Origin of the sequence: Cupriavidus phytohabitans (assembly GCF_017815025.1) — a bacterium.
In the GTDB taxonomy this organism is placed as follows: Bacteria; Pseudomonadota; Gammaproteobacteria; order Burkholderiales; family Burkholderiaceae; genus Cupriavidus.
Window position 1 is genome coordinate 23,003 of the sequence record NZ_JAGIQB010000004.1, and the last position, 23,251, is coordinate 46,253.

General features: G+C 69.2%; 23 protein-coding genes. 6 read left to right on the forward strand and 17 right to left on the reverse strand.

Annotation, left to right across the window (positions count from 1 at the left end; translation table 11 throughout):
* Positions 1 to 15: 15 nt before the first annotated feature.
* Positions 16 to 1,593, forward strand: a complete 1,578-nt coding sequence (locus J8I34_RS03650) for an AMP-binding protein (RefSeq protein ID WP_245175755.1) — start codon at positions 16 to 18, stop codon at positions 1,591 to 1,593.
* Between the two features lie 101 nt (positions 1,594 to 1,694).
* On the opposite strand, the gene J8I34_RS03655 is transcribed toward J8I34_RS03650, so the two are convergent.
* Positions 1,695 to 2,609, reverse strand: a complete 915-nt coding sequence (locus J8I34_RS03655; RefSeq protein ID WP_029045348.1) for a sterol desaturase family protein — start codon at positions 2,607 to 2,609, stop codon at positions 1,695 to 1,697.
* A 254-nt stretch (positions 2,610 to 2,863) separates the two neighbouring features.
* On the opposite strand from J8I34_RS03655, the gene J8I34_RS03660 reads away from it, so the two are divergent.
* From J8I34_RS03660 to J8I34_RS03680, 5 genes are all read left to right on the forward strand, one after another.
* Complete coding sequence (locus tag J8I34_RS03660; protein ID WP_209805358.1) at positions 2,864 to 3,874, forward strand: hypothetical protein; 1,011 nt, start codon at positions 2,864 to 2,866, stop codon at positions 3,872 to 3,874.
* Between the two features lie 87 nt (positions 3,875 to 3,961).
* Positions 3,962 to 4,264, forward strand: a complete 303-nt coding sequence (locus tag J8I34_RS03665) for an EF-hand domain-containing protein (protein ID WP_209771273.1) — start codon at positions 3,962 to 3,964, stop codon at positions 4,262 to 4,264.
* 127 nt (positions 4,265 to 4,391) lie between these two features.
* Positions 4,392 to 5,105, forward strand: coding sequence for a response regulator (locus J8I34_RS03670; protein ID WP_029045351.1), 714 nt, complete (start codon positions 4,392 to 4,394; stop codon positions 5,103 to 5,105).
* A gap of 14 nt (positions 5,106 to 5,119) precedes the next feature.
* Positions 5,120 to 6,448, forward strand: coding sequence for an ATP-binding protein (locus J8I34_RS03675; RefSeq protein WP_209771689.1), 1,329 nt, complete (start codon positions 5,120 to 5,122; stop codon positions 6,446 to 6,448).
* A gap of 233 nt (positions 6,449 to 6,681) precedes the next feature.
* Positions 6,682 to 7,446, forward strand: coding sequence for a DUF4410 domain-containing protein (locus tag J8I34_RS03680; protein WP_209805359.1), 765 nt, complete (start codon positions 6,682 to 6,684; stop codon positions 7,444 to 7,446).
* Between the two features lie 49 nt (positions 7,447 to 7,495).
* Here J8I34_RS03680 and J8I34_RS03685 read toward each other — a convergent pair whose 3' ends face one another.
* From J8I34_RS03685 to J8I34_RS03760, 16 genes are all read right to left on the reverse strand, one after another.
* Positions 7,496 to 7,957, reverse strand: coding sequence for a potassium channel family protein (locus tag J8I34_RS03685; protein WP_209771279.1), 462 nt, complete (start codon positions 7,955 to 7,957; stop codon positions 7,496 to 7,498).
* Positions 7,958 to 8,007: 50 nt separating this feature from the next.
* The gene (gene cobA, locus J8I34_RS03690; RefSeq protein ID WP_209805360.1) at positions 8,008 to 8,775 is read right to left on the reverse strand and encodes a uroporphyrinogen-III C-methyltransferase; all 768 of its coding nucleotides are present in this window, start codon (positions 8,773 to 8,775) and stop codon (positions 8,008 to 8,010) included.
* 32 nt (positions 8,776 to 8,807) lie between these two features.
* Positions 8,808 to 10,307, reverse strand: coding sequence for a nitrite reductase (locus J8I34_RS03695; protein WP_209805361.1), 1,500 nt, complete (start codon positions 10,305 to 10,307; stop codon positions 8,808 to 8,810).
* The gene (nirJ, locus tag J8I34_RS03700) at positions 10,304 to 11,467 is read right to left on the reverse strand and encodes a heme d1 biosynthesis radical SAM protein NirJ (RefSeq protein WP_209805362.1); all 1,164 of its coding nucleotides are present in this window, start codon (positions 11,465 to 11,467) and stop codon (positions 10,304 to 10,306) included. Before nirJ ends, J8I34_RS03695 begins: the two co-directional genes overlap by 4 nt.
* Positions 11,467 to 11,982 carry a siroheme decarboxylase subunit beta gene (gene ahbB, locus J8I34_RS03705; protein ID WP_209805437.1) on the reverse strand — a complete coding sequence of 172 codons (516 nt, stop codon included), beginning with the start codon at positions 11,980 to 11,982 and terminating at the stop codon, positions 11,467 to 11,469. Before ahbB (J8I34_RS03705) ends, nirJ begins: the two co-directional genes overlap by 1 nt.
* Positions 11,982 to 12,473 carry an Lrp/AsnC family transcriptional regulator gene (locus J8I34_RS03710; protein WP_232232314.1) on the reverse strand — a complete coding sequence of 164 codons (492 nt, stop codon included), beginning with the start codon at positions 12,471 to 12,473 and terminating at the stop codon, positions 11,982 to 11,984. The genes ahbB (J8I34_RS03705) and J8I34_RS03710 overlap by 1 nt, the downstream gene beginning before the upstream one ends.
* A gap of 2 nt (positions 12,474 to 12,475) precedes the next feature.
* On the reverse strand, positions 12,476 to 13,453 hold the full coding sequence (gene ahbB, locus J8I34_RS03715) for a siroheme decarboxylase subunit beta (RefSeq protein WP_209805363.1): 978 nt from the start codon (positions 13,451 to 13,453) through the stop codon (positions 12,476 to 12,478).
* 9 nt (positions 13,454 to 13,462) lie between these two features.
* Positions 13,463 to 14,632, reverse strand: coding sequence for a cytochrome D1 domain-containing protein (locus J8I34_RS03720; RefSeq protein WP_209805438.1), 1,170 nt, complete (start codon positions 14,630 to 14,632; stop codon positions 13,463 to 13,465).
* Positions 14,632 to 15,024: a c-type cytochrome gene (locus tag J8I34_RS03725; protein WP_305826377.1), complete on the reverse strand. Its 393-nt coding sequence runs from the start codon at positions 15,022 to 15,024 to the stop codon at positions 14,632 to 14,634. The genes J8I34_RS03720 and J8I34_RS03725 overlap by 1 nt, the downstream gene beginning before the upstream one ends.
* Positions 15,006 to 15,347, reverse strand: a complete 342-nt coding sequence (locus tag J8I34_RS03730; RefSeq protein WP_209771312.1) for a c-type cytochrome — start codon at positions 15,345 to 15,347, stop codon at positions 15,006 to 15,008. Before J8I34_RS03730 ends, J8I34_RS03725 begins: the two co-directional genes overlap by 19 nt.
* Positions 15,348 to 15,415: 68 nt before the next feature.
* A complete protein-coding gene (locus tag J8I34_RS03735; RefSeq protein ID WP_209805364.1) occupies positions 15,416 to 17,101 on the reverse strand; it encodes a nitrite reductase in 1,686 nt (561 codons plus the stop codon).
* Between the two features lie 272 nt (positions 17,102 to 17,373).
* The gene (locus J8I34_RS03740) at positions 17,374 to 17,799 is read right to left on the reverse strand and encodes a universal stress protein (protein WP_029045364.1); all 426 of its coding nucleotides are present in this window, start codon (positions 17,797 to 17,799) and stop codon (positions 17,374 to 17,376) included.
* A gap of 10 nt (positions 17,800 to 17,809) precedes the next feature.
* The gene (locus tag J8I34_RS03745; RefSeq protein WP_029045365.1) at positions 17,810 to 18,826 is read right to left on the reverse strand and encodes a TerC family protein; all 1,017 of its coding nucleotides are present in this window, start codon (positions 18,824 to 18,826) and stop codon (positions 17,810 to 17,812) included.
* A gap of 51 nt (positions 18,827 to 18,877) precedes the next feature.
* On the reverse strand, positions 18,878 to 21,760 hold the full coding sequence (locus J8I34_RS03750) for an AMP-binding protein (RefSeq protein ID WP_209805365.1): 2,883 nt from the start codon (positions 21,758 to 21,760) through the stop codon (positions 18,878 to 18,880).
* Positions 21,761 to 21,965: 205 nt separating this feature from the next.
* The gene (gene mobB, locus J8I34_RS03755; protein ID WP_209771321.1) at positions 21,966 to 22,523 is read right to left on the reverse strand and encodes a molybdopterin-guanine dinucleotide biosynthesis protein B; all 558 of its coding nucleotides are present in this window, start codon (positions 22,521 to 22,523) and stop codon (positions 21,966 to 21,968) included.
* A complete protein-coding gene (locus J8I34_RS03760; protein ID WP_029045367.1) occupies positions 22,520 to 23,227 on the reverse strand; it encodes a carbonic anhydrase in 708 nt (235 codons plus the stop codon). The genes mobB and J8I34_RS03760 overlap by 4 nt, the downstream gene beginning before the upstream one ends.
* Positions 23,228 to 23,251: the final 24 nt, after the last annotated feature.

Here is a 23,251-nt window from a genome sequence, read left to right on the forward strand (position 1 = left end):
GGAAGCCGCCCCCTCATGACCCAGAATCCCATGCCGCTCACCGCGCTCACGCCGTTTGAGAATGCCGATATCCGCACCCTGGTCGACGAACAGGCCGCGCTGCGCGGCGCCCACCCGTTCCTGGTGTGGGAGCCGTTCGAAGGCGAGGGCCGCACCTGGACCCATGCCGCCTTCGGCCAGGCCGTGCGCCGCTTTGCCGCCGGCCTGCAAGCACGCGGCGTGCAGCCGCGCGAGCGCGTGCTGGTGCACCTGGACAACTGTCCGGAATCGGTGATCGCGTGGCTGGGCTGCGCCTACGCCGGCGCGGTGCCGGTCACCACCAATACCCGCTCGAGCGCCGACGAGCTGGCCTACTTCGCCCGCCACAGCGGCGCGGTGGCCGGCATCACGCAGCCGCGCTTCGCCGCGCAGGTGCGGGACGCCGGGCCGGCGCTGGCGTGGATCGCGGTCACCGCCACCGACAACGGCGCGCCGGCTGTCGCGCCCGGCGACGGCTTCCTGCGCTTCGACCAGGTCGAAGCGGACCCGGCCACCCTGGCCGAGCGCCCGCACGACCCGATGGCGCCGTTCGGCATCCAGTACACTTCGGGCACCACCTCGCGGCCCAAGGCGGTGCTGTGGACCCATGCCAATGCGCTGTGGGGCGCGCGGCTGTGCGCGCAGCACGAAGACCTGCGCCCGGACGACGTCCACCTGGTCCACCTGCCGCTGTTCCATACCAACGCGCAGGTCTACTCGGTGCTGGCCTCGCTATGGGTCGGCGGCACGGCGGTGCTGCTGCCGCGCTTCTCGGCTTCGCGATTCTGGCCGGTGTCGCTGCGGCATCGCTGCACCTGGACCTCGATGGTGCCGTTCTGCGTGCGCGCGCTGCTGGCGCATCCGGTGCCGCCGCGGCACAGCTACCGGCTGTGGGGCAGCGGCGTGAGCTCGCCGCCGACCGACGCGCATTTCCGCGTCAAGACCATCGGCTGGTGGGGCATGACCGAGACCATCACGCACGGCACCATCGGCTCGGTGCACCGTCCCAATCCGCCACTATCGATGGGGCGGCCCGCGCCGGGCTACGAGATCCATGTGCTCGATGCCGACGGCAGGCCGGTCGCGCCCGGCGAGACCGGCGACCTGTACGTGCGCGGCCGGCGCGGCGTCTCTCTGTTCCTGGAATACGCCAACGACCCCGAGGCCACCGCCGCAGCCTTCCGCGATGACGGGCTGTTTATCACCGGAGACCGCGTGCGATTGGGACACGACGGCGCCCTCTACTTTGCCGACCGCGCCAAGGACATGCTAAAGGTGGGCGGCGAGAACGTCGCCGCGTCCGAGATCGAGCGCGTGATCGCGGCCGTGCCGGGCGTCGCCGAGGTGGCGGTGGTCGGCCGCAAGCATCCGATGCTGGACGAGGTGCCGGTTGCGTTCGTCATCGCCGCGCCGGCTCCCGAAGGCGGCCTGCCGGCGCGCATCGCACAGGTGTGCGCGGCGCAGCTCGCCGACTTCAAGCAGCCGCGCGAAATCCGGCTGGTGGACAGTCTGCCGCGCTCGACGCTGGAGAAGGTGGCCAAGGCACAGCTGCGCGCGCTGCTGGCAGAAGGCTAGGCCGACGCTGCGTTGCGGCGAGCTTCGGCGGGACGCCTCGCAAACAACAACGAAGCGCAGCGCGGCAAGGCCGCGCTGCGCTTTTCTTCCGTGGATTCCGTTCAGCTTGCGTTCACCGCCACCGCCCGCTCCGCCTGGGCCTGCTGGCGCAGGCTTTCGGTGGTGTCGCCGCTGCCGTCCGGCGTCCAGCCCGGGGGCATCACCAGGTAGCCGATTGCCTTGGTCACGCTGCCGGCCCTGGCCATGTCGCCGAACAGGCTGACCCAGTGCTCGAACTGGTTGACGAGCGGGTTGTGCGTGGTGGTCGGGTGGACCAGTCCGAAGCGGCAGGGCTCTTCTTCACGCTCTTCCACATAGGTACCGAACAGGCGGTCGAAGATGATCAGCACGCCGCCGAAGTTGGCATCGAGGTAGTCGATGTTCGAAGCATGGTGCACGCGGTGTGCCGACGGGGTATTGAACACGTATTCGAGCCAGCCCAGCTTGGGGATCCAGGTGGTATGCAGCCAGAACTGGTACAGCAGGTTCAGGCTCACCGTGGCCAGCACCACGTCGGGACGAACGCCCAGGAAAACCAGCGGCGCGAAGAAGATGGCGGTGCCGGTGATCTTGCCGGTCCAGCCCAGGCGATAGGCGGTGCCCAGCGTCAGCTCGTTCGGTGAGTGGTGTACCGCGTGCGTGGCCCAGAAGAAGCGGATGCGGTGCGAGGCGCGGTGGTACCAGTAGTAGCAGAACTCTTGTCCGAGAAAGAGCAGCAGCACGGCCAGCGCACTGTTGATCTCGACCGTGAAGATGCGGTGCTGCCAGGCAAACGCGAACACCGGCGTGGCCAGCGACAGCGGCAGCAGCGCCAGCAGCTTGCGGCCTGCCAGGTCGGCCAGCGACAGGGCGACTTCATGCCAGGGGTAGGCCTTGCCCTGGCGGTTCGCCTTGCGTGCCAGAACGAAGGCTTCGACCAGCGATACCGCCACGATAAACGCCGTGACGTAGAGCGTGAATTTTCCGAGGTTGTGCATGTCGGGTCCAGTGCGGTGAAGTGGGACGCTTGGCTTGCGGGGTTGGCTGCTTGCTGCGTCGGTGAGGCAAAGGTAGTGGCTGGACCCTTGCGGCGCCATGCAGCAATTATTTCGCCGTATGTCATGCGTGGCGGGCCGCGGGCGGTGTAACACCGCGACATCTTTTCCACCGCGAAAAGCCGTGGTCGCTTGCCTATAGTCCGACCGTCGCCGCGACACGGTGCGCGGCATGAACCGAACCAGAAGGACCTGCCATGACGAAACGCCCCGCCCATACCGAAAGCTCCCTGCGCCCGACTCGCAAGCTGCGCCTGCCCCGCCTGCTCGGCATTGCCGGCGGTGCGCTGGTGATCCTGTCGAGCACGCCCGCCTTTGCCGCATTTGGCGGGCACGGCACGGCCTGCACGCCGCGCGGCACGTTCAACACCGGGCATATCGGCGCCTGTGGTGGCGGCAGCTGCTCGCACGCCGGCGGCATCGAAGGCCCGCGTGGCGGCCTGGCCACCAACACCGGCACCGTCACACGCAGCGCGCCGGGCCAGTTCAGCAACAGCGGCACCGCCATCGGTCCCGACGGCCGCTCGGTGCAGCACGACGGCAGCACCAGTTGCGCAGGCGGCACCTGCTCGCACAGCGGCGACCTGACCGGCCCCAATGGCCAGACTGCCACCACCTCTGGCAGCCTGACCCGCGAAGGCATGGGGCAGTACTCATCGTCCGGCACCGTCACTGGCGCAAATGGCAATAGCTACGGGCACGCCGCTTCGACCAGCTGCGCCGGCTCGACCTGCTACCGCTCGGGTACCGTGACCGGTGCGCAGGGCGGTACCGTCACGCACTCGGGCAGCGCCACCAGCGTGGCGCCTGGGGTCGTGACCACCGGCGGCGGCACTACGGTGGTCCACGGCGCGGCGGTAGCGACCGGCGGCACGACAGTCGCCACGGTCGGAACGGTAAGCACTGTGGCTGCCGTCGGCACGGCGGGTACGGCGGGTACGGTGGTGGCGGTCGGCACGCCGCCGGTGGTGGTCACGCCGCCGCCCCCGGCGCCGGTCTACGTGCCGGCCCCGGCGCCCGCCACGGTGTACGTGCTGCCGCCCGCTAAGGTCGTGCTTGCCCCGCCGCCGCCGGTCCGTGTCGTGGTCGCCGCACCGGTGCCGCGCACCGCCTATTTCGCACCGCGCGCGGTCTACGTCGGCCGCCCGGCCGTCATGATCCCCGGCCACTGGGCCGGCGGTGTGTGGGTGCCCGCCCACGTGGTCTGAGCGCATCGACGTGCTTCCCCCATCGATTTCCCCTTGCCAACTGCCCTGACTATCGCCGGCGGCGCCGGCCGTCCCACGGAGTCCACCATGAAGAAGATGATTGCAGTGCTTATGTTGTGTATTGTTTCTGCAGGCGCCTGGGCACAAAGTGCCGAGCTGCCCGCAGCGGCAGGCGCCGGTGGAGTACGGGCCGAGCGTGCGTTGCAGCAGCTGCAGGAGCGTTTCGCCGGCGCGAACACCACGCGGGACGGCAAGTTGACCCGCGAGCAGGCGCAGGCCGGCATGCCGATGGTCGCGAGCCACTTCGACCAGATCGATACGCAGCGGCTGGGCTACGTGACGCTGCCGCAGATCGAGGCGTTCATGAAGCAGAGGATGATGTCGCGCTGATGTCATGCGCTGATGTCATGCGCTGATGTCATGCGCTGATGTCATGCGCTGATGTCATGCGCTGAAGCCTGGCGCTGAAAGTTGGGACAGCAAGCCGCCGGCACGCCGGCATCGCCGGAGACCCGTGATGGAACAGGTGAACAGGATTGTCGTGCTCGACGATGAAGCCGAGCTGCGCAACATGCTGCAACGCTTCCTGACCGGGCACGGCTTCCGCGTGCGCGCGGTGGCCGACGGCAAGCAGCTCGACAAGTACCTGCAGCGCGAGCCGCACGACCTGCTGGTGCTCGACCTGATGATGGAGCCCGAGGACGGCCTCACCATCTGCAAGCGCCTGCGGGCCGAGGGCCACACGCTGCCGATCCTGATGCTGACGGCCAGGGGCGACCCGATGGACCGTGTCGCCGGCCTGGAAACGGGTGCCGACGACTACCTCGCCAAGCCCTTCGTGCCGGACGAACTGGTGGCGCGCATCCGCGCGCTGCTGCGCCGGCAGAAGATGTCGGCCGGCGACCCCACCGTGACCACGCAGAGGCTGCGCTTCGGCGACTTCACCTTCGATGTCGGCAAGCAGACGCTGCTGCGCGGCGGCGAGCCGGTCGAAGTGCATTCGGCGCAGATGCTGCTGCTGCACGCGCTGGGATCGTCGCCGAACCGTGCGGTCAGCCGCGAGAACCTGCTGGCGCGGGCGCGCGGGCGCGACCATGACGCGCTCGACCGCAGCATCGACGTGCAGATCCTGCGGCTGCGCCAGATCGTCGAAGACGATCCGTCCAAGCCGCGCTTTATCAAGACCGTGTGGGGCGTTGGCTACATGCTGGTCGCCGGTGTGGAATCGTGACGCGTTCGTCGCCCATGTTCAGGCGCCTGCTGCCGCGCTCGCTGCTGGCGCGCAATATCCTGCTGCTGGTGGCGCTGGTGGCCGTCACCCAGGCGTGCTCGCTGACGGTGCTGCTGCATTACGTGCAGCGCCCGCGCATCGAGCGCGCCGCCATTGTCTTTGCCGATTACGTGCGCACGCTCGACCGCGTGGTGGCGGCAATACCGCTTGACCCCAGCGGTGTCGCGGCCACGCGCATGGGTGCGCAGGCGCAAGAGCCCGAGCATGCCGCCGCGAAACCCGCGGCCGACCTGCAGCACCTGTTGCGCACCTGGCAACGCGATGTCTTCATGGAGGCGCTGCGGCGCCACCTGCCCGCCGACATGCCGGTGCGATGGCAGGCCGGCGAGGCCGAGCAACTCTGGATTCGCATGCATGTGGGCGGCCAACCCCGCTGGATCGGCCTGCCGATCAGCGAGGACGTGCGCGCCGGCGGCATCGCCACGGCGCTGGCGCTGTCGACCGCGCTGGCGCTGCTCGCGGCACTGACCGGCTACCTGATCCAGCGCCACCTGAACCGGCCGCTGCAGGACCTGGCGCGTGCCGCGCAGGACATTCGCGCCGGATCGACACCGCCACCACTGCCGACCGACGGCCCGACCGAGATTGCCCAGGTCAGCGGCGCCTTCAACCAGATGACGCAGGCGTTGCAGCAGGCCGAGCAGACGCGGGCACTGATGCTGGCGGGTGTCTCGCACGACATCCGCACGCCACTGACCAAGCTGCGCCTGGCCATGGCCATGTCCATCCCGCGCGGCGCCGACGACGCGTTCGTGGCCTCGGCCGAGGGCTACCTGGACCACATCGAGACCATCCTGCAGCAGTTCATGGACTACGCCGGCAGCGGCGAAAAAGAGCAGCCGCAGCCCGGCGACGTCAACGCGCTGGTGTCGCAGCTCGCCGCCGACTTCGCCGGACTGGGGCATGAGTTCGAGCTGTCGCTGGCCGAATTGCCGCCGGTTCCCTATCGCCCTGTCAGCCTGATGCGGCTGCTGATGAACCTGATGCAGAATGCTGTCGTCTACGGCAAGTCAGGCTTCAGCGTGCGCACCTGGCGCGATGCCGCGTGCGCCTACGTGGCGGTCGGCGATCGCGGCACCGGCATCGCCGCGCATGAGCTGGAGCAGCTCAAGGCGCCCTTTAGCCGCGGCGCCAATGCGCGCGGCCACGCGGGCGGCACAGGGCTTGGGTTGGCCATCGTCGAGCGCATCGCGCGGCTGCACGGCGGCTCGCTGCAGTTCCGCCCGCGCGATGGCGGCGGGCTTGAAGCGGTGGTGGCGCTGCCGCTGCAGTCACCGGCGTAGCGCCCCCCCTTGCTGCCCGGCCCGCCGCGCCGTGACATGGCGCGAAATAATTCCCACATGGCGCCGCGCGCGGGTTTTTCCCATACTCCCGTCACCGCGATGCCACACGGCAACACCGAACCAGGCAGCGCGGCAAGACGCTCCCGATGGTTTGCGATTCCCTGATGCAACAAAGTCGGTGACAGCTCTTCCAGACCACTGACGGCACGAATCGCCAACCCAAAGGAACTGATATGCGCAACGCTCTCCAGACCATCGCCAAGCAAACCAAGCGCCTGACCATCGCCGCATTCGCCGCCACTGCCATGCTCGGCGCCGGCTGCGCCAACGCAGGTGTTACCGGCATCAACCAGATGGGCCTGATGCAGGCCGTGCACGCCGACGTGATCTACGTCCACGCGTTCGAGGCCGATGCCGGGCAGGTGAAGCTCGACGGCGGCCTGGTGCAGAAGGTCAGGATGATGGCCACCGGCGGCTCGTCGGCCGACGCCCAGGGCCAGACCGCGGCTGAAGCGCGCGAGCAGGTCGCCAACGAGGTCGTGCGCCAGCTGCGCGGCATGGGCCTGAATGCCGTGCGTTCCGATGCGCCGGCGCCGGCTGGTGCCAGCGCACTGATCGTCGAGGGCGATTTCCGCAAGATCGACGAAGGCAGCGGCCGGCGCCGCCTGCTGATCGGCCTGGGCGCCGGCAAGAGCGAAGTCGGCGCCGACGTGCGCATCTCGTACAAGCCCGCCAACGGCGCCCCGGTCCCGCTGCAGAGCTTCGTCGCCGATGCCGACAGCGGCCATATCCCGGGCGTGGCGGAAACCGCCGGCATCGGCGCCGCGGCCGGACATGTAGCGATGGCGGCTGCCGGCGGGGCCGGTGTGCGCGGCGCCACGGAACTCACGCATGACTCGGTCAATGCGGATGCTACGCGCCTGGGTGATTCGATCGCCAGGCAGGTCGCGGCCGCGAGCGCCGAAGAAGGCTGGCTGACTGCTTCGGCGGCGCGCTAAGCGGCTGGCGCGCGGGGCGGGACGGCTCGCCCCGCCCCGGCCTCGAGCATCAAGCCCCGGCCCCGCCTTGCGCGGGGCCTTCGCTTTCCCGATGGTGCAGCGCGTTGGTCACCACCCTGGAGAAGAAAGCAAAGTACAAACCGGTCGACAGGCCGCACATCAGGATGCCGGTCAGCGCTTCCACGCCGCCGACCAGGCGCCATGGCTGCGGCAGCACCACGTCGCCATAGCCGGTGGTGGTGTAGGTCACTGCGCTGAAGTAGAGCGCCGTATGCAGGTCGGGCAGCCCCGCGCGCCAGTAGTAGAACAGGCCCCAGGCCACGATCTGCAGCAGGTGCAGCAGGATCGTGCAAGCCGCCAGGCTGATCAGCGCGCGCGTGGCGCGCCAGAAGTAGCGCGGCCCCGGCGGGATCCGCCACTTGAGCCAGTGAAAGGCCGCCAGGATGCCGATCGCGTGAATCGATACGCAAAGCGCCATCAGGAGGAATGCGGTGAGAGCCTTGGTGAGCATGGTCGTGCCTGTCGGTATGGCGCGGCCCGGGCCGGTCGCGCGGCACCATGCTACTCCAGCGGCGCGGCGGATGAGAGCGCCATCTCCTGCGGCATCGCCTCCGCCATCACGCCTCCCACCAGCACCACCGCCGGGCTGGCCAGCCCGGCAGCTAGCGCATCAGCCAGCGCCTGCACCGTGCCAGTCCACGAACGCTCCTCCGCGCCGCCGGCATGCATCACCACCGCCGCCGGCATGTCGGCGCGCATGCCGGCCGCCAGCAGCCCGTCGCGGATCGCGGCGAGCCGGCTCATGCCCATGTAGATGACCAGCGTGGTGCCGCCGCGCACTAGTGCCTCCCAGTCGGGCGAGCCGTGTTCGCTGGTGTGCCCGGTGACGAAGGTCACGCCGTGGCAGTGGGCGCGGTGGGTCAGCGCGACGCCGAGGGCTTGCGCCGCCGCCATGCCGCTGCTGATGCCGTTGACCGCTTCCACCGGCACGCCGTGCGCGCGCAGGAAGGCGGCCTCTTCGCCGCCGCGGCCGAACAGCAGCGGATCGCCGCCCTTGACGCGCGCGACGGTGCGCCCGGCCAGCGCGTGCTGCAGTGTCAGCTGCTGGATGCGCGCCTGGGTGACCGAGCAGCGGCCGCCACGCTTGCCGACCCACTCGACATGCGTGCCGGGCCGGGCATAGCAGGACATCTCCGGCGCGACCAGGTCATCGACCAGCCATACGTCGGCGGATGCGAGCGCGCGTACCGCACGCACGGTGACCAGGTCGGGGCTGCCGGGGCCGACGCCGACCAGCCAGACCTTGCCGGGCTTGAGGGGAGAGTTCATGCGAGGGACTCCTGCGTGCGCGCGGCATGGCGTCAATGACTGGTGCCGGCCGAACGCGTGGTCTTGTTGTAGACGTTGTACTTGCCGATGGGCTTGTCCATCGGGATGCGCTTCACTTCCTGCAGCGTGGCGGCGTCATAGACCACGATCGCGCCGTCGCGCTCCATCAGGCTGACCAGCGCATGGCGCCCGTCGCGCGTGAACTCCACGTGCGCGGCGGTGCGGCCCGGACTGGGTGTGACGCTGCCGGCGACCTGCAGGGTCTGCTTGTCGATCACCTGCAGCGTGTCGCGCCGCGGGCTCATCATCGCGTCGGCCCAGGCATAGCGGCTGTTCTCGTGGCTGCGCAGGAAGAAGCCCGCGCCGTTGGTCGGGATGGTGGCGACGGTGTGCCAGTCCTGCATGTCGATCACCGAAATGCGGCCTTGCCCGAGGTCGGGCGACGCCATCACTTCATGGCCGTCCCGTTGCCACGTGATGCCGCTGCCGAGGTGAGGCATGCCGCCGAGCGCCAGCGCGGCCACCTTGCGGCCCTGGTCGAGGTCGATCACCTGGCCGCCGCCGCTGCGCGACGCGCCGAGGATGTGCCGGTAAGACTGGTCGAAGAAGAAGTCGTCGAGCACGTCGTCCAGCACGATCGTACGCGGTGCCGGCGACGGGAGTGGCTTGCCGGCGGCATCGGCATACGGGATTTCCCAGACCTCTGCAATGTCCTTCAGCGCCGCGATAAAGCTGTGGCGCGGCGCCGCGTCGTAGACCGCCGATACCCGCGAGGCGTCGCCGCTGCGGCCCCTGACGTCGAGCACCCGCGCCAGCGACAGGTCGTCGGCGCGCAGCAGCACCAGCGTGCGCGGCAGTGTATTGCCGGCCAGCACCCAGCGCCCGTCGTCGCTGACGGCAACGTTGCGTGTGTTGATGCCGACGCGGATCTCGGCGACATAGGCCAGGTTCCACAGGTCGTACTTGCTGACCCAGCCGTCGCGGCTGGCCATGTAGACATAGCGGCCATCGCGGCTGAACTTGGGGCCGCCGTGCAGCGCAAAGCGCGTGGCAAAGCGATGGATCGGTGCCAGCCGGTCGCCGTCGAGCACGGTCATGTGATGGCTGCCTGCCTCGACCACCACGAACAGGTTCAGCGGATCGGCGCTGAACACGGGACGCGCCGGCAGCGTGCCAGGCGCATGCGTGACCACGTGGCTGGCACGGATCGCCTCGGCGCTCCATTGCGGCGCGGCGGCAGGTGCCGTACGCAGCCAGCGCGCCAGCGCCTGTAGTTCCGGCGCCGCCAGCGTGGCGCCGAAGGGCGGCATCTGCGTCGCGGCGCGGCCGTCGCGCAGCACGGTGTCGAGTTCGCTGGCACGCAGCCGCTCCAGGCTTTCCGGCAGCAGCGCGGGGCCCATGCCGCCGAGGCGGTCGGCGCCGTGGCAGGCGGCGCAGTGCTGGCCATAGAGTGCGGCAGGATCGAGCGCGGATACGGATTGCATGCCGCAGGCCAGCGCCAGGGACAGGAGCCATCGGGCGATGCGCGTCATGCCGCCACCTCCGTGCCGGGCGCGTTGGCGATTTCGGTGTCGCTGAGGTAGCAGCCCGGATCTTCCGCCCACGCGTTGCCGGTCAGTGCGAGCGCGCGCACTCGGGTATTGCCGTTGCAGATGGCACGCTGCGCGCAGTCCGCGCAGCGCCCCTGCAACGGACGCGGCCGGCTGGCCAGTCCCGCCATCAGGGGATCGGCGCGGCTCGCCCAGATCTCGCCGAAGGGCCGTTCGCGCACGTTGCCCAGCGTGACGTGCCACCACATCGTATCGGGATGCACGTTGCCGAGGTTGTCGATATTGGCCACGCCCACGCCAGTCGCGTTGCCGCCCCATTGTTCCAGCCGCCGGCGCATATCGGCGACGCGGTCCGGGAAGCGCTGAGCGATCCAGTACAGCAGGTAGACCCCGTCGGCATCGTTGTTGCCGGTGACGAAGTCGCCGGCATGGCCCGCGCGCGTGCGCTCCCAGACATGGTCGAACAGCCAGTCCAGCGCGGCGCGCGTGCGCGCATGCCGTGCATCCTCGGCGCGATGGCTGCGCGCGCGGCCGGCGTAGTTGAAGTGGGACAGGTAAAACTTGTCGATGCCTTCGCCTTCGGCCAGCGCCACCACGTCGGGCAGCTGCGCGGCGTTGGCTTCGGTCAGCGTCATGCGCACGCCGACGCGCAGGCCGGCGGCGCGCGCGGCGCGCAGGCCCGCCAGCGCCTGCGCGAAGGCGCCGTTGCTGCGGCGGAAGCGGTCGTGCGTGGCGGGCAGCCCGTCCAGGCTGACGCCGACATAGTCGAAGCCCGCGGCGGCCAGCCGCGCGGCATGGCCGGCATCGAGCAGCGTGCCGTTCGACGACAGCGACAGGTGGAAGCCAAGCACGCGCGCATGGGCGGCGATGTCATACAGGTCAGGCCGCAGCAGCGGCTCGCCACCGGACAGGATCAGCGCGGGCACGCGCGCATCGCGCAATTGCGCCAGCACGCGCAGCGCCTCGGCGGTATCCAGCTCGCCCTTGAAATCGGTATCGGCCGAGGTGGCATAGCAATGCCGGCAGTTGAGGTTGCAGCGGCGGATCAGGTTCCAGATCACGACCGGACCGGCGGCCTTGCGGGCAGGCGGCACTGGCCCGGCGTCGCGCAGGGCTTCCATGAAGCGGGACAGGCGGAACATCAGCGTGGCTCCTGTGGGGCAGGTCCGGCCGGCGGCAGGCGCAGGCCGGTTTTCTTCAGGATGCGGGTGGACCACAGCACGTCATGCGAGCGGCAGGCGCCGCCCAGCAGCGCCGCGATGCGGCCGATCTGCGGCGCCGCGTCGGCGCGCGTACGCGCGTGGACCATCGCGAAGAGGTTGTAGGGCCAGTGCGGCAGCCGGCGCGGGCGCAGATAGCAGTGGCTGACGAAGGGCAGCGCACCGATGCGTTCGCCGAGCGCATCGACGCAGCGATCATCCACGTCCCACACCGTCATGCCGTTGGCGCGCCAGCCCAGCCGGTAGTGGTTGGGCACCGCGCCGATGCGGCGCAGCATGCCGCGCGCCTGCATCGCCGCCAGCCGGGCGATGACTTCGGCCTCGTCGAGTCCCAGCATGGCGGCCACTGCCGCGAACGGCGCTGGCTCCAGCGGCAGGCCCGCCTGCGTGGCGCGGATCAGGGCAAGATCGATGACATCGTGGGCGTCGGCGGACATCATGCGGGAAGATATAGGTTGACGAAGAACTCGCGCTCCTTGGGAAACGGCAGGATCTCGACGCCCGCCGCGGCGGCGATGCGGGCGAGCGCCGGGGCCACCTCGTCGGCCCGCGCGACCGCCAGCACGAACCACAGGTTCAGGTGGTGGTTGCGCTGGTAGTGGTGCGCGACTTCCGGGAAGGCGTTGATCGCGCCGGCCACCGCGTCGAGACGCTGTTCCGGCGCGTGGCAGGCGCACAGCACAAAGCGGCCGCCCGCACGTTCGATTTGATAGAGCGGGCCGAATCGTGTCAGCACACCGTGGTCGAGCAGCCGGCGCAGCCGCGCCAGCAGGTCGCCCTCCGCGATGCCGAGCGAGGCGGCAGCCTCGGCATACGGCCGCGGCACCAGCGGCAGGCCGCGTTGCAGTGCGTTGATGATGCGGCGGTCGGTGGCATCGATGGTGCCGCCGGTGTCGGCAAGCGCGCCGCCGCAGGCATCGGCTGCCATGTTCATGCCGCCTCCTGCGTGGCGTAGCGCGTGCCGCGCTGCTTGTAGCAACGTGTGCCGACCAGCACCGCGCCGGGCGTCTGGTCCAGCCCGACGGTGGCGCGGATGTGGTCGAGCGCCGGCTGCAGGTCGCGCGCGTCGCGGGCATGGATCATCGCGAACAGGTTGAAGGGCCAGGCCGGCAGACGCCGCTCGCGCCGGTAGCACAGCGTCACGCGCGGCTGGCGCGCCAGGCGCAGGCCGATCGCGTCGACCCGGGCGTCCGGCACGTTCCACACGCACATGGCGTTGTGCCCGTAGCCGAAGCGGCCATGGCGCAGCACCACGCCCAGCCGGCGGATGACGCCCTGTGCCGACCACTGCGCAATCCGCTCCAGGACGCGCGGCATCGGCAGCCGCGTGCGCAACGCCAGTTCCTGGAACGGGCGCGGCGTCAGCGGCAGGCCCGCCTCCAGCGCCGCCACCAGGCGCCAGTCATCCGCGTCCAGCGCGACCGGCGGCACGGGTGCGGCGATCCGGCGCCGGCGGCGGTCGCCGGTACCGAGCGCAAAACCCAGGTCGATGTGGTATTCGCGCGCCATCGGCAGGTCCAGCGGCACTTGCCCGGCCATGTCGGCAATGGCGGCCAGTGTGCCGTCCAGCGTGCTGCGCTCGCGCGCGCCCGCGACGAACCACAGGTTGTATGCGTGGCCGCTGCGCGCGTAGTTGTGGCTGACCGAGGCGCAGGTGCTGATGCGCGCGGCCATGCGGTCCAGCTGCGCCGTCGGCACGCTCAGCGCGGCCAGCGTGCTGACGCCGATCACGTTGGGCGCGAACACGGCGCCGACGCGGCTGATCCGGCCCGCGCCCAGGTCGCGCGCCAGCAGCGACAGCAGCGTGTGCTCGCACAGGCCGAGTCCTTGCGCGAGCGCCTGGTAGGGGCGGGGCTGCAGCGGGAAGTCATGCTGCAGCGTGTTGTACAGGGTGCGTTCGTCGAGCATGGCGTCCCCTTACATGCCGAAGCGCTGCGCCCGCGCGGTGAAGAAGATGCCGCTGGGGTTATCGGCCGGCAGCGTGGCGATGCGCGCGAGGCTGCCGGTGTCAAAGACCTCGACGCGGTTGTCGTCTCGGCAGGACAGCCACAGCGCCTCCCCCTTGGGCGTGAATTCCATATGCAGCACGCCGCGGCAAGGTCGCAGCGTGCGTACCACCTCGCGCGTGGCGGTGTCGATGACCTGCACGGTGTCGTTGTGCGGGAAAGCGAAGTTGACCCAGACCTGCCGGCCGTCCGGGCGTGCCATGACAAAGACCGGCTGGCCGGCCAGCGCCACGCGCGCGGTCTGCTGCCAGCCGCGCGCCGGGTCGGCGACCAGTACTTCGTGCCGGCCGATGGCCGGCAGCCATGCCTGGCCCTGCGCCATCGCCCAGCCGCGCAGGTGCGGCATCTTGTAGACCGGCAGCGGCTGGCCGCCGCGGCCGTAGCCGGAGAGGATACGGCGCGCCTGCGGCGGCGCCTGCCACAGGTCGACCAGCGCCAGCCCGTCCTCGCCGAACAGGCCGGCCAGGTACCAGCGTCCGTCGGGCGTGACCAGGCCGTCGTACGGCTCGCGCCCGGCCGGCAGGCGCGTCACTTGCGGATGGCGCGGATCGGCGGCATCGATGATCCAGATCTCGCCGGACTCGAACAGGCTTGCGGCAAAGCGCCGGCCCGGCAGGTCGGCCAGGCCCACCACCTTGGCGCGGCGCCCGTCCTGGCCGATGGCCGGCAGGTCCGCCAGCGGCTCAAGCGTCCGGGCATCGAACAGCCGGATCCCGCCCGGCGCGTAATTCTGCGCGGCCACCACGCGGCCATCCTGCGAGATCGCGCCGCCGATGCTGTTGCCGGCCTGCAGGATGCGGTGCGTGATGCGCGCGTCCAGCAGGTCCACGCGCGTGAGCCCGCCATCGCGGCCGAAGACGTAGGCGTAGCGCGCATCGCGCGAGAACACCACGCTGGCGTGCGACAGGTCGCCCAGCCCGTCGACCGTGGCCAGCCGCGTCATGCCGGTGGTTTCCACGATCTGCAGCCGGCCGGCGGCACGTTCCACCACCACGCCGAGATCGCCGGTGCCGCGCACCGCCCCGGCACAGCCGGCCAACAGCGCGGCGGCGCAGGCGAGCGCGGCGGCAAGGCGGCGCATCAGCGTGCCGGTGCCGCGTTGACTGGCATGACGGCCGGCGGGTCGCCGGCCCGGAGTCGTTCGATCAGCCATTGGGCTTCATCCTGCGTCATGAAGGGGTGCCAGGGCGGCATGGCGGTGCCGGGCCGCCCGTACAGCACGGTGGCGACAAGGCTCTCCGGCGGCTTGCCCGCCAGCGCCTCGCGCGTCAGCGGCGGACCCAGGCCGCCGCGCAGCGTCATGCCGTGGCAGGCGCCGCAATCATCGCGCAGCCAGTGCGCCAGTTGCGCCTGCCGGGCGTGCGTGGGCGTGGGCTGCGCCGGCGCCATGGCCGGCGCGGACAGCAGCGCCGCGGCCAGCATGTTCACCGTGGCGCCACGCCACGCCCGGGTCATCAGAGTGACAGGATCCATTTGGCCAGCGTATTGGCCTCGGCTTCGCTGACGGCGTTGGCCGGCATCGGCATCGCGCCCCACTGGCCGTTGCTGCCCTTCAGGATCGACTGGACCATATGCGCCTGCCCGTCCTTCTTGCCCGTGTACTTCGCCTTCACGTCCTTGAAGGCCGGTCCGATCAGCTTCTTGTCGACGCCGTGGCAGGACAGGCAAGCTTTGCTGGAAGCAAGCTGCTGGCTGGCATGGGCTACGCCGGGGACGGCAGCGCCGAACGAAAGGACACAGCCGGCGGCTGCCAGGAGCGCGGGCAGGCGCGCACGCAGGTGGGTAGGGAGCTTCATCGTAATTTCTCCGTTGGGGGAATGGAAGCGGACACCGCACCGAGAGAGCGGTGCGGTGCCGCGGGTTTTTAGTAAACGTCGTGCTGCGTGTTGTAGGCGTTGAACTTGCCGGTTGGCGTGATCAGGCGCTTGTCCCTGATCACGGTCTTGAGCGTGCGGGTCTTGTCATCGACCACCACCAGTGCGGACTCGCCGTCCTTGGTGCCCCAGACCGAGAACCAGACCTCGTCGCCGGCCTTGTTGTACTCGGCCTGCACCACCCGCTTGGCGCCGGCTCCCTTCAGCCCGGCCCAATCGGCGACCGGCAGCACCTTGAAGCCGTCTTCCAGGTTGCGCGTATCAAACACCGCCACCGACTGGTTCAGCTTGGCATCGGGATTCAGCGGCGTATCGACCCACAGGTTCGAGGACTTGGGATGCGTCTTGATGAACAGCGAGCCACCGCCCTGGCCCTTGAGCGTCTGCACTACCTTCCACGCCTGCGCCGCATGGCCGGCGGGATCGGTGCCGATCAGGCTGATGGTCTCATCGCCAAGGTGGCTGGTGGCCCAGACCGGGCCGAACTTCGGATGCGTGAAGTTGGCGCCGCGCCCCGGGTGCGGGGTCTTGCCCACCTCGATCAGCGCGGCGAGCTTGTCTTCCTTGGTATCGACCACGGCGATCTTGTCGGAAGCATTCGCCGCGACCAGGAAGTAGCGCCCGGTGGAATCGAAGCCGCCGTCATGCAGGAACTTGGCCGAATCGATGGTGGTGGTCTTCAGGTTGGACAAGTCCGAGTAGTTGACCATCAGGATCTTGCCGGTCTCCTTGGCGTTGATCACGAACTCGGGGTGGAAGTGGCTGGCGACGATCGAGGCGACGCGCGGCTCGGGGTGGTACTCGTTGTCGACGGTCATGCCGCGCGTGGACACCACCTTCAGCGGCTTGAGCGTGTCGCCTTCCATGATCACGTACTGCGGCGGCCAGTACGAGCCCGCCACCGCGTACTTGTCTTCATATCCCTTGTACTTGGAGGTCTCGACCGAGCGCGCTTCCATGCCGATCTTGACCTCGGCGACGATGTCGGGCTTGGGCAGCCACAGGTCGATCAGGTCCAGCCGCGCATCGCGCCCGATCACGTAAAGGTAGCGGCCCGACGCCGACATGCGCGAGATATGCACCGCGTAGCCGGTCTTGACGATGTTGATGATCTGCTTGCTGTCGCCGTCGACCAGCGCGACCTCGCCGGCGTCGCGCAGCGTGACCGAGAAGAGGTTGTCCAGGTTGTACTGGTTCATCTTCTTCGTCGGCCGTTGCGCGACGGGCAGGATGTCCTTGCGGCTCTTCTCGATGTCGGCCAGCGAAAATTCCGGCGGCGTCGGCGGATCGAGCTGGATGTAACGGGCCATCAGGTCGACTTCCTTGTCGGAGAGATCGCCGGAAGTGCCCCAGTTCGGCATGCCGGCCGGGCTGCCGTACTTGATGAAGGTCTTCAGGTATTCGGAGCCGCGCGCGCGGGTGATGTCGGGTGTCAGCGGCTTGCCGGTAGCGCCCTTGCGCAGCACGCCGTGGCAGCCGGCACAGCGCTCGAAGTAGATCTGCCTGGCGTGGTCGAACTCGGCCGCGGTGAGCGTGGGGATCGCCGCCTTCTGTTCGGCTTTTGCTTCAGGCTTCGGCGCGGCCTTGGCCGTGTTGGTGGCTGCCTGGGGAAGTCCCAGCCAGAGCGAGAGCGGCAGTGCCGCGAATGCGGGGTAAAGCCATTTTCTTGCTTTCATGGTGCCGTGGTTCAGCGGGTTGTGGAAAGCTGTTGTCGCGGTGCTTGTGGGGCGCGAACTGGCACCAGGCGCTTGCAGTGATGATGCGGACACTCTGCGAGAAGGGGCTTGACTGGCATCAAACCGTGCTGGATGTCACGCAACGGTTTTTTTTCCTGGCAGAAGGCGTGGTTTGCCTGCGCGGCAGGCGCGCGCGTTCCCGGGGCGGCGCGATCTCGCGGAGCCGCGCGCCGCCCTGATGGCAGGGAGCCTAGCGTAGTGCGATTGCGCTGCTAATCCTTGATCAACAGCACAGGGCAGTGCGCATGGGCCAGGACTCGTCTTGCCACCGACCCGATGATGGCATCGAGGAAGCCGCCCCGGCCATGCGAGCCCATCACGATCAGGCTGGCGCCGATCTGGCTCGCATACTCGACGATGCGGGCCGGCGCGAAGCCCGTGAAGCCATGGCGCTCGAACGCGATCCCTGCTTCGCCGAGGATGGTGGCCACCGAGCCCATCGCCTTCTCGTTCTGTTCGCGATGCCAGTCGTCGAGCGTGGCGCGGTCGATGAAGGACTTGATGTCGCCGGGCACATCCGGCTCGCAATGCACTACGTGCACGACGAAGTCGCGGGTAAGCAGCGGGCTTTGCGCCAGGTAGCGCGCGGCCGCGTCGCTATAGGACGACCCGTCGGTCGCCAGCAGGATTTTATTCATGGCTTGCTCCTCATGTGCGCCGGTTCCCGGCCCCGCGTCCGCGCGGTGCGCCGCTGCGGCCCGGCTGATCGCCTGCTGCGGCGGCTCGCCTGGTCCTGGCCTGGCTGAGCAGGACGGAGACGAACAGCGTCATCGCGACCGCGCCCAGGGACCAGTGCACCGGTACGTGGAACCACGGCTCGACCAGCATCTTGGCGCCGATGAAGGCGAGCACGATGGCGAGGCCGTACTTCAGGTACTGGAAATGCGCCGCCAGGTTGGCGAGCAGGAAATACAGGGCCCGCAGGCCCATGATCGCGAAGATGTTCGAAGTGAAGACGATGAACGGATCGGTGGTCACGGCGAAGATCGCCGGGATGCTGTCGACCGCGAATACCAGGTCGGTGGCCTCGACCATCAGCACCACCACGAACATCGGGGTGGCATGACGCAGGCCGTCGATGCGCACGAAGAAGCGTTCGCCGTGATACTCCGAGGTGATCCGCATATGCGCGCACAGGAAGCGCACGATGGGATTGCGCGAGAGGTCGGGCGCGTGCCTGGACATGAACAGCATCTTGATGCCGGTGATGACGAGAAACACGCCGAACACGTAGAGGATCCAGGCAAACTGGCTGATCAGCCATACGCCCACCAGGATCATGGCGGCGCGCATCAGGATCGCGCCGAGCACCCCGAGCAGCAGCACCCGGCGCTGCAGCTCAGGCGGCACGGCGAAATAGCTGAAGATCATCGCGAACACGAACATGTTGTCGACCGACAGCGACAGCTCGATCAGGTAGCCGGTGTAGAACTCCAGCACCTTGCGATAGGCGGCGTCGTGGCCGGCATCTTCGGCCACCACCCACCAGAGCGCGAGGCCGAACAGCGCGGCCAGGGTCATCCAGGTCAGGGTCCATCCCAGCGCCTCGCGCGAGGAGACCCGGTGCGCATGCCGCCCGCCAAGGACAAAGATGTCCACGAGCAGCGTGCCCAGCACCAGGACGAAAAATCCGGCCCACATCGGGGCGGTGGCAAAGGTGTCCATTGCCTCAAGGTGTGACGGCCGGAGGCTGGCGCGCGGTCCGGCGAGCAGGGATCATGGCAGTTGGCGCGCGAGGTGGGGCCGCGCAGGCTGGGCCTTCACGCGCAGTGCATCGGGTTCGCCGCAGTAGTGCAGGATCTCGGCGCGGGCCGCGTTGCGCAGCCGCATTGCCGCCGGCCAGTCCTGCCCGTCAGGCGGCAGGGGCCGGCCGATGACGACGCTGATCGGGCCCCGGCGCGGCAGCCACTGGCCGTCGCGCAGCACCGAGCGGGTGCCACGCAGAGCGATGGGAACCACCGGTGTGCCGGAACGGGCGGCGGCGACGAAGGCGCCCGAGCGGAAACGTTGCAACCCCGGCTCGCGGCCGAAGGTGCCTTCCGGGAACAGCAGGGCAGACCGGCCGGCGCGCAATGCCGTGACCAGTCTCTCGATGGCCTCGGATTCGCGCACATTGTCGAAGCGGTCGATGAAGTCGGCCCCGATGCTGGACAGGTAGGCGCCCGGGATGCCTTGTCCTTGCAGCTCGCGCTTGGCCACCACGCATACCGGCCCGGGCAGTGCGGCGATCAGCACGATGCCGTCCAGGTAGCTGGCATGGTTCGATACCAGCACGCAGGCGCGATTGCGCGGCAGGTGCTCCAGCCCCTGCACGAGCCATGGCACCGCGGCCAGCCGCAGCAGCAGCCGGGCGGCGTGGTGGCTGAGCGCCCAGCCCATGGCAGGCTTGTGCATCGCCACCGATGCCAGGCACGTCACCGGCGCCATCGCGGCGAACAAGAGCCAGGTGTACAACGCATAGGACAGACCGGCCGCGGCATGCCGGCCGCGCCGCAGCTGCGGCAGCAGTGCCTGCCAGCCGAAGCGCGCTATCTGCAGCCATGGCGCGGCTTCGCCCAGGCCGGTGCCGCCATGCTCGAACCGCTCGCGGCAAGCGGCGCGCCGGATCTTGCCGCTCGACGTCTTCAGGATGGTGTGCGGCGGTACCAGCACAACATGGTCCGGCGGCATGCCCAGTACATCGAGCGCGGTCTTCAGCGCCTGCCGTTGCAGCGCGCTCCGCGCCGGTTCGTCCGTTGCAGCGGTTTCCGCCATCACCACGATGTGCTCGGTGCCGCTGTCCGGATCGGGGCTGCCGAACACCGCGACGCAGCCCTTGCGGATGCCGGGAATTGCGCCGATGGCCTGCTCCACTTCATAGGGATAGAGATTGCGGCCGCCGCGCACGATGGTTTCCTTGGCGCGCCCGGTGATGAAGAGCTCGCCGTCGGCGATATAGGCGTAGTCGCCGGTGTTGAGCCAGCCGCGGTCGAAGAGCTGGCGCGTCTGTGCCGGGTTGCGGAAATAGCCGCTGGTGGCCGACGGCCCGCGGAACTGCAGCAGGCCCTCCTGCCGCTCGGGCAGCTCGCAGCCGCTGGCATCGACGATGCGGATATCGTGGCCGGGCAGCGGCCGGCCGCAGGAGGGGATCTCCAAGGCGTCCCGTTCGCCCGCTGCGCGGTCCACGTCCGCACCGGCGGGAACGGCCCGCGATGTGCGTACAAAGGCGGCGCGATCGATGCGGTCGGCGGTCAGGCTCTGTCCGGGCGTCGGGAACGTCAGGCCAACCGATGCTTCCGCCAGCCCGTAGACCGGCGCTGCCGCTTGTGCGCGCAGTCCATGCCGGGCGAAGCGCGCCGTGAACTTGCGCATGGTCTGCAGGCTGACGGGCTCGGCACCGTTGAAGGCGAAACGCCAGCTCGACAGGTCCAGCCCCGACAGGTCCGCCTGGGCCAGCCGGTGCAGGCACAGTTCATACGCGAAGTTGGGACCGCCCGACAGCGTGCCGCGGTATTTGTGGATCGCCCAAAGCCAACGCTCGGGCCGTGCCAGGAACGTGAGCGGCGACATTACCACCAGCGGGAAGGCGTAATACAGGCTGCCCAGCCAGGCGCCGATCAGCCCCATGTCGTGATACAGCGGCAGCCAGCTGACAAAGACGTCGCGCGAGTCGACCGACAACGCCGTGCCCATGGCGCGCAGATTGGCTAGCAGGTTGGCATGCGTCAGCACCACGCCCTTGGGCGAGCCAGTGCTGCCTGAGGTGTATTGCAGCAGCGCAATGTCGTGCGCGCGCAGCATCGCATGGACCGGCGCCGCGGCGGTGTCCTCGACCTCTTGCGGCGTCAGCACGCTTTGCAGCGTTCCGGTGCTGGCCTTGAGCAGGGTGGCAAGCGGTCGGGCTTCGGCCACCGCAATAAGGATCGGCGCCTGTGCGTTGGCCAGGATGCCGGCGTGGCGCTGCAAGTGGTCACCGATCTGCGCCAGCCGCGCCGGCGGGTAGAGCGGCACGGGTATACCGCCTGCCAGCAGGATGCCGGTGAAGCAGTAGAAATACTCCGGGCTGGTTGGCAGCATCAGCGCCACGGTGGTACCGGCGCGCACGCCGCGCGCGGCCAGGCCGGCGGCCACGGCGCAGGCGCGCCGGTGCAGTTGTGCAAAGGTGATCGACGCATCTTCGCCGTCGCCGTGCAGGATGATATGGGTACGGTCAGGGTGGCGGTGCAGGTGCCAGCGCAGCACGTCCGTGACCGTGGCGGCACCCTCGGGCGCCTGCGCCGCGGCATCCGCCGGTGCCGGGCGTGCCAGCCGCGCGGGCGCATCCTCGGCGCCGGGTGGCAGGTCCCTGGCGGCGAGCACGGCGCGCAGCAGCGCGCGCGGCGTGTCGGCCTGGGCCAGTACCTGCTCCGGCAGGCTGACGCCGAAACGTTGCTCGATGCGGGTGAGTAGCTCGGCACGCGTCAGGCTATCAAAACCCAGTTCGGCCTCGAGCGCACTGTCCAGCGAGGGCGCGGCCGCCGCGCCGGATTCCGTCTGCGGCCGCATAGCGGTAGACATCTCCCCCACGATGCCGAGCAAGGCATCCTCGTAGTTCTGCCGCGGGGGCGAGTCGTCGTTCATTCGCTTATTGCTTGTGTCCGGGCAAATCGGCGACCGCCGCCTGCCCCGTACGTGCAAGGCAAGGCGGCACCACCGACGGCGACGGTACTGACACCCTTAAGATAGGCGGCGTGCGGAAATTGTCGAGGCGGGTGGCGGGGCGGGCACAAGCGTGGAGGTTCCGGTGATGCCCGGACGCAGCATCGCGCACATGCCACTGGGGCCGTCAGGCGGCGACCATCTCCACCACTTCGGGGAATGCGCCACGGTCAAGCGGATCCAGATGGTTGCGGCCGCGCATGGCGAGAATGAACCGCCCCACCTGCGCGGCATCGTCCAGCGGCAGGCATGGCAGCAAGGTGTCGAGCCGCGCATCGGTAGCCACCGCGACGATCGACGGGTCGCAGGGATAATAGGGCGCACGCCCATGCGCCGGCCGATACACTTCGATGCGCGGAATATCTTCTCGGCGGAAGCCTTCGACCAGCGTGAGGTCCGCCGGGCGCAGCCGCGCCACCTGTTCGGCAAGCGTTGGCTCCGCTTCGCCGCCCAGCTCGCGCACGATGGCGTAGCGATAGGGCGAGGCCACCATCACCTCCGTCGCGCCGGCCGCGCGAAAGCGCGCGCTGTCCTTGCCGGGGGGCTCGAGTTCCAGTGGATGGTGGCTGTGCTTGATCACGTTGACGGTCAGGCCTTGCGCACGAAGCCACGGCAGCAGTGCGGTAATCAGCGTGGTCTTGCCGCTGCCGGAGGTGCCGGTGATGCCGAAGATATAGGGATTCATGTTGTGACGGGTTCGGTTTGTGCGGCGGTAATGGGCAAAGGGCATACCAGCGGCAGGAAGGCATCGGCGCGTTGCGAGTAGGCCAGCAGCGCACCGGCCTGCAAGTCGAAGTACCAGCCGTGCAGCGTCAGCCTTCCCGCCTCCAGTGCGCGCCGCACGAACGGGAAGGTCTGCAGGTTGCGCAGCGAGACCAGGATCGCCGCCTGTTCGCAGGCGCGCTGGCGCTGCGCCGGGCTGGCGTCGGCAAGCGTTTGTTCCACCTGCCGGCGGGCTGGCGCGGCGATGCGCACCCAGGCGCCGAGGTAGTCGGCTTCGTCGCCTTCGTCCGGCGGATGGTCGCCGGCATCGGCAGGCTGTGCGAGCAACGCGCGGATGCCGCCGCAGCCGCCATGGCCCATCACGATGATGCGGTCGACGCGCAGCTGCTCGACGGCAAACTGGATCGCGGCGGACACGCCGTGCAGGCTGCCCTCATGACGCCCGGTGCAGGGCGGCACCAGGTTGCCGATATTGCGTACGGTGAAGAGGTCGCCCGGGTCGCAACCCAGCAGCAGGGCCGGGTCCACGCGCGAATCGCAGCAGCCGATCAGCAGCGTGGGCGGTTGCTGCCCGGTACGCAGTGCGTCGAACAGGCTTGGCGCGTCGTCGAAATAGCGTTGCTGGAACCGCTCGAAGCCCTTCAGTAGATGTTCGATCTGATGCATGGCGGTTTCCGTTGGTCAGATGTC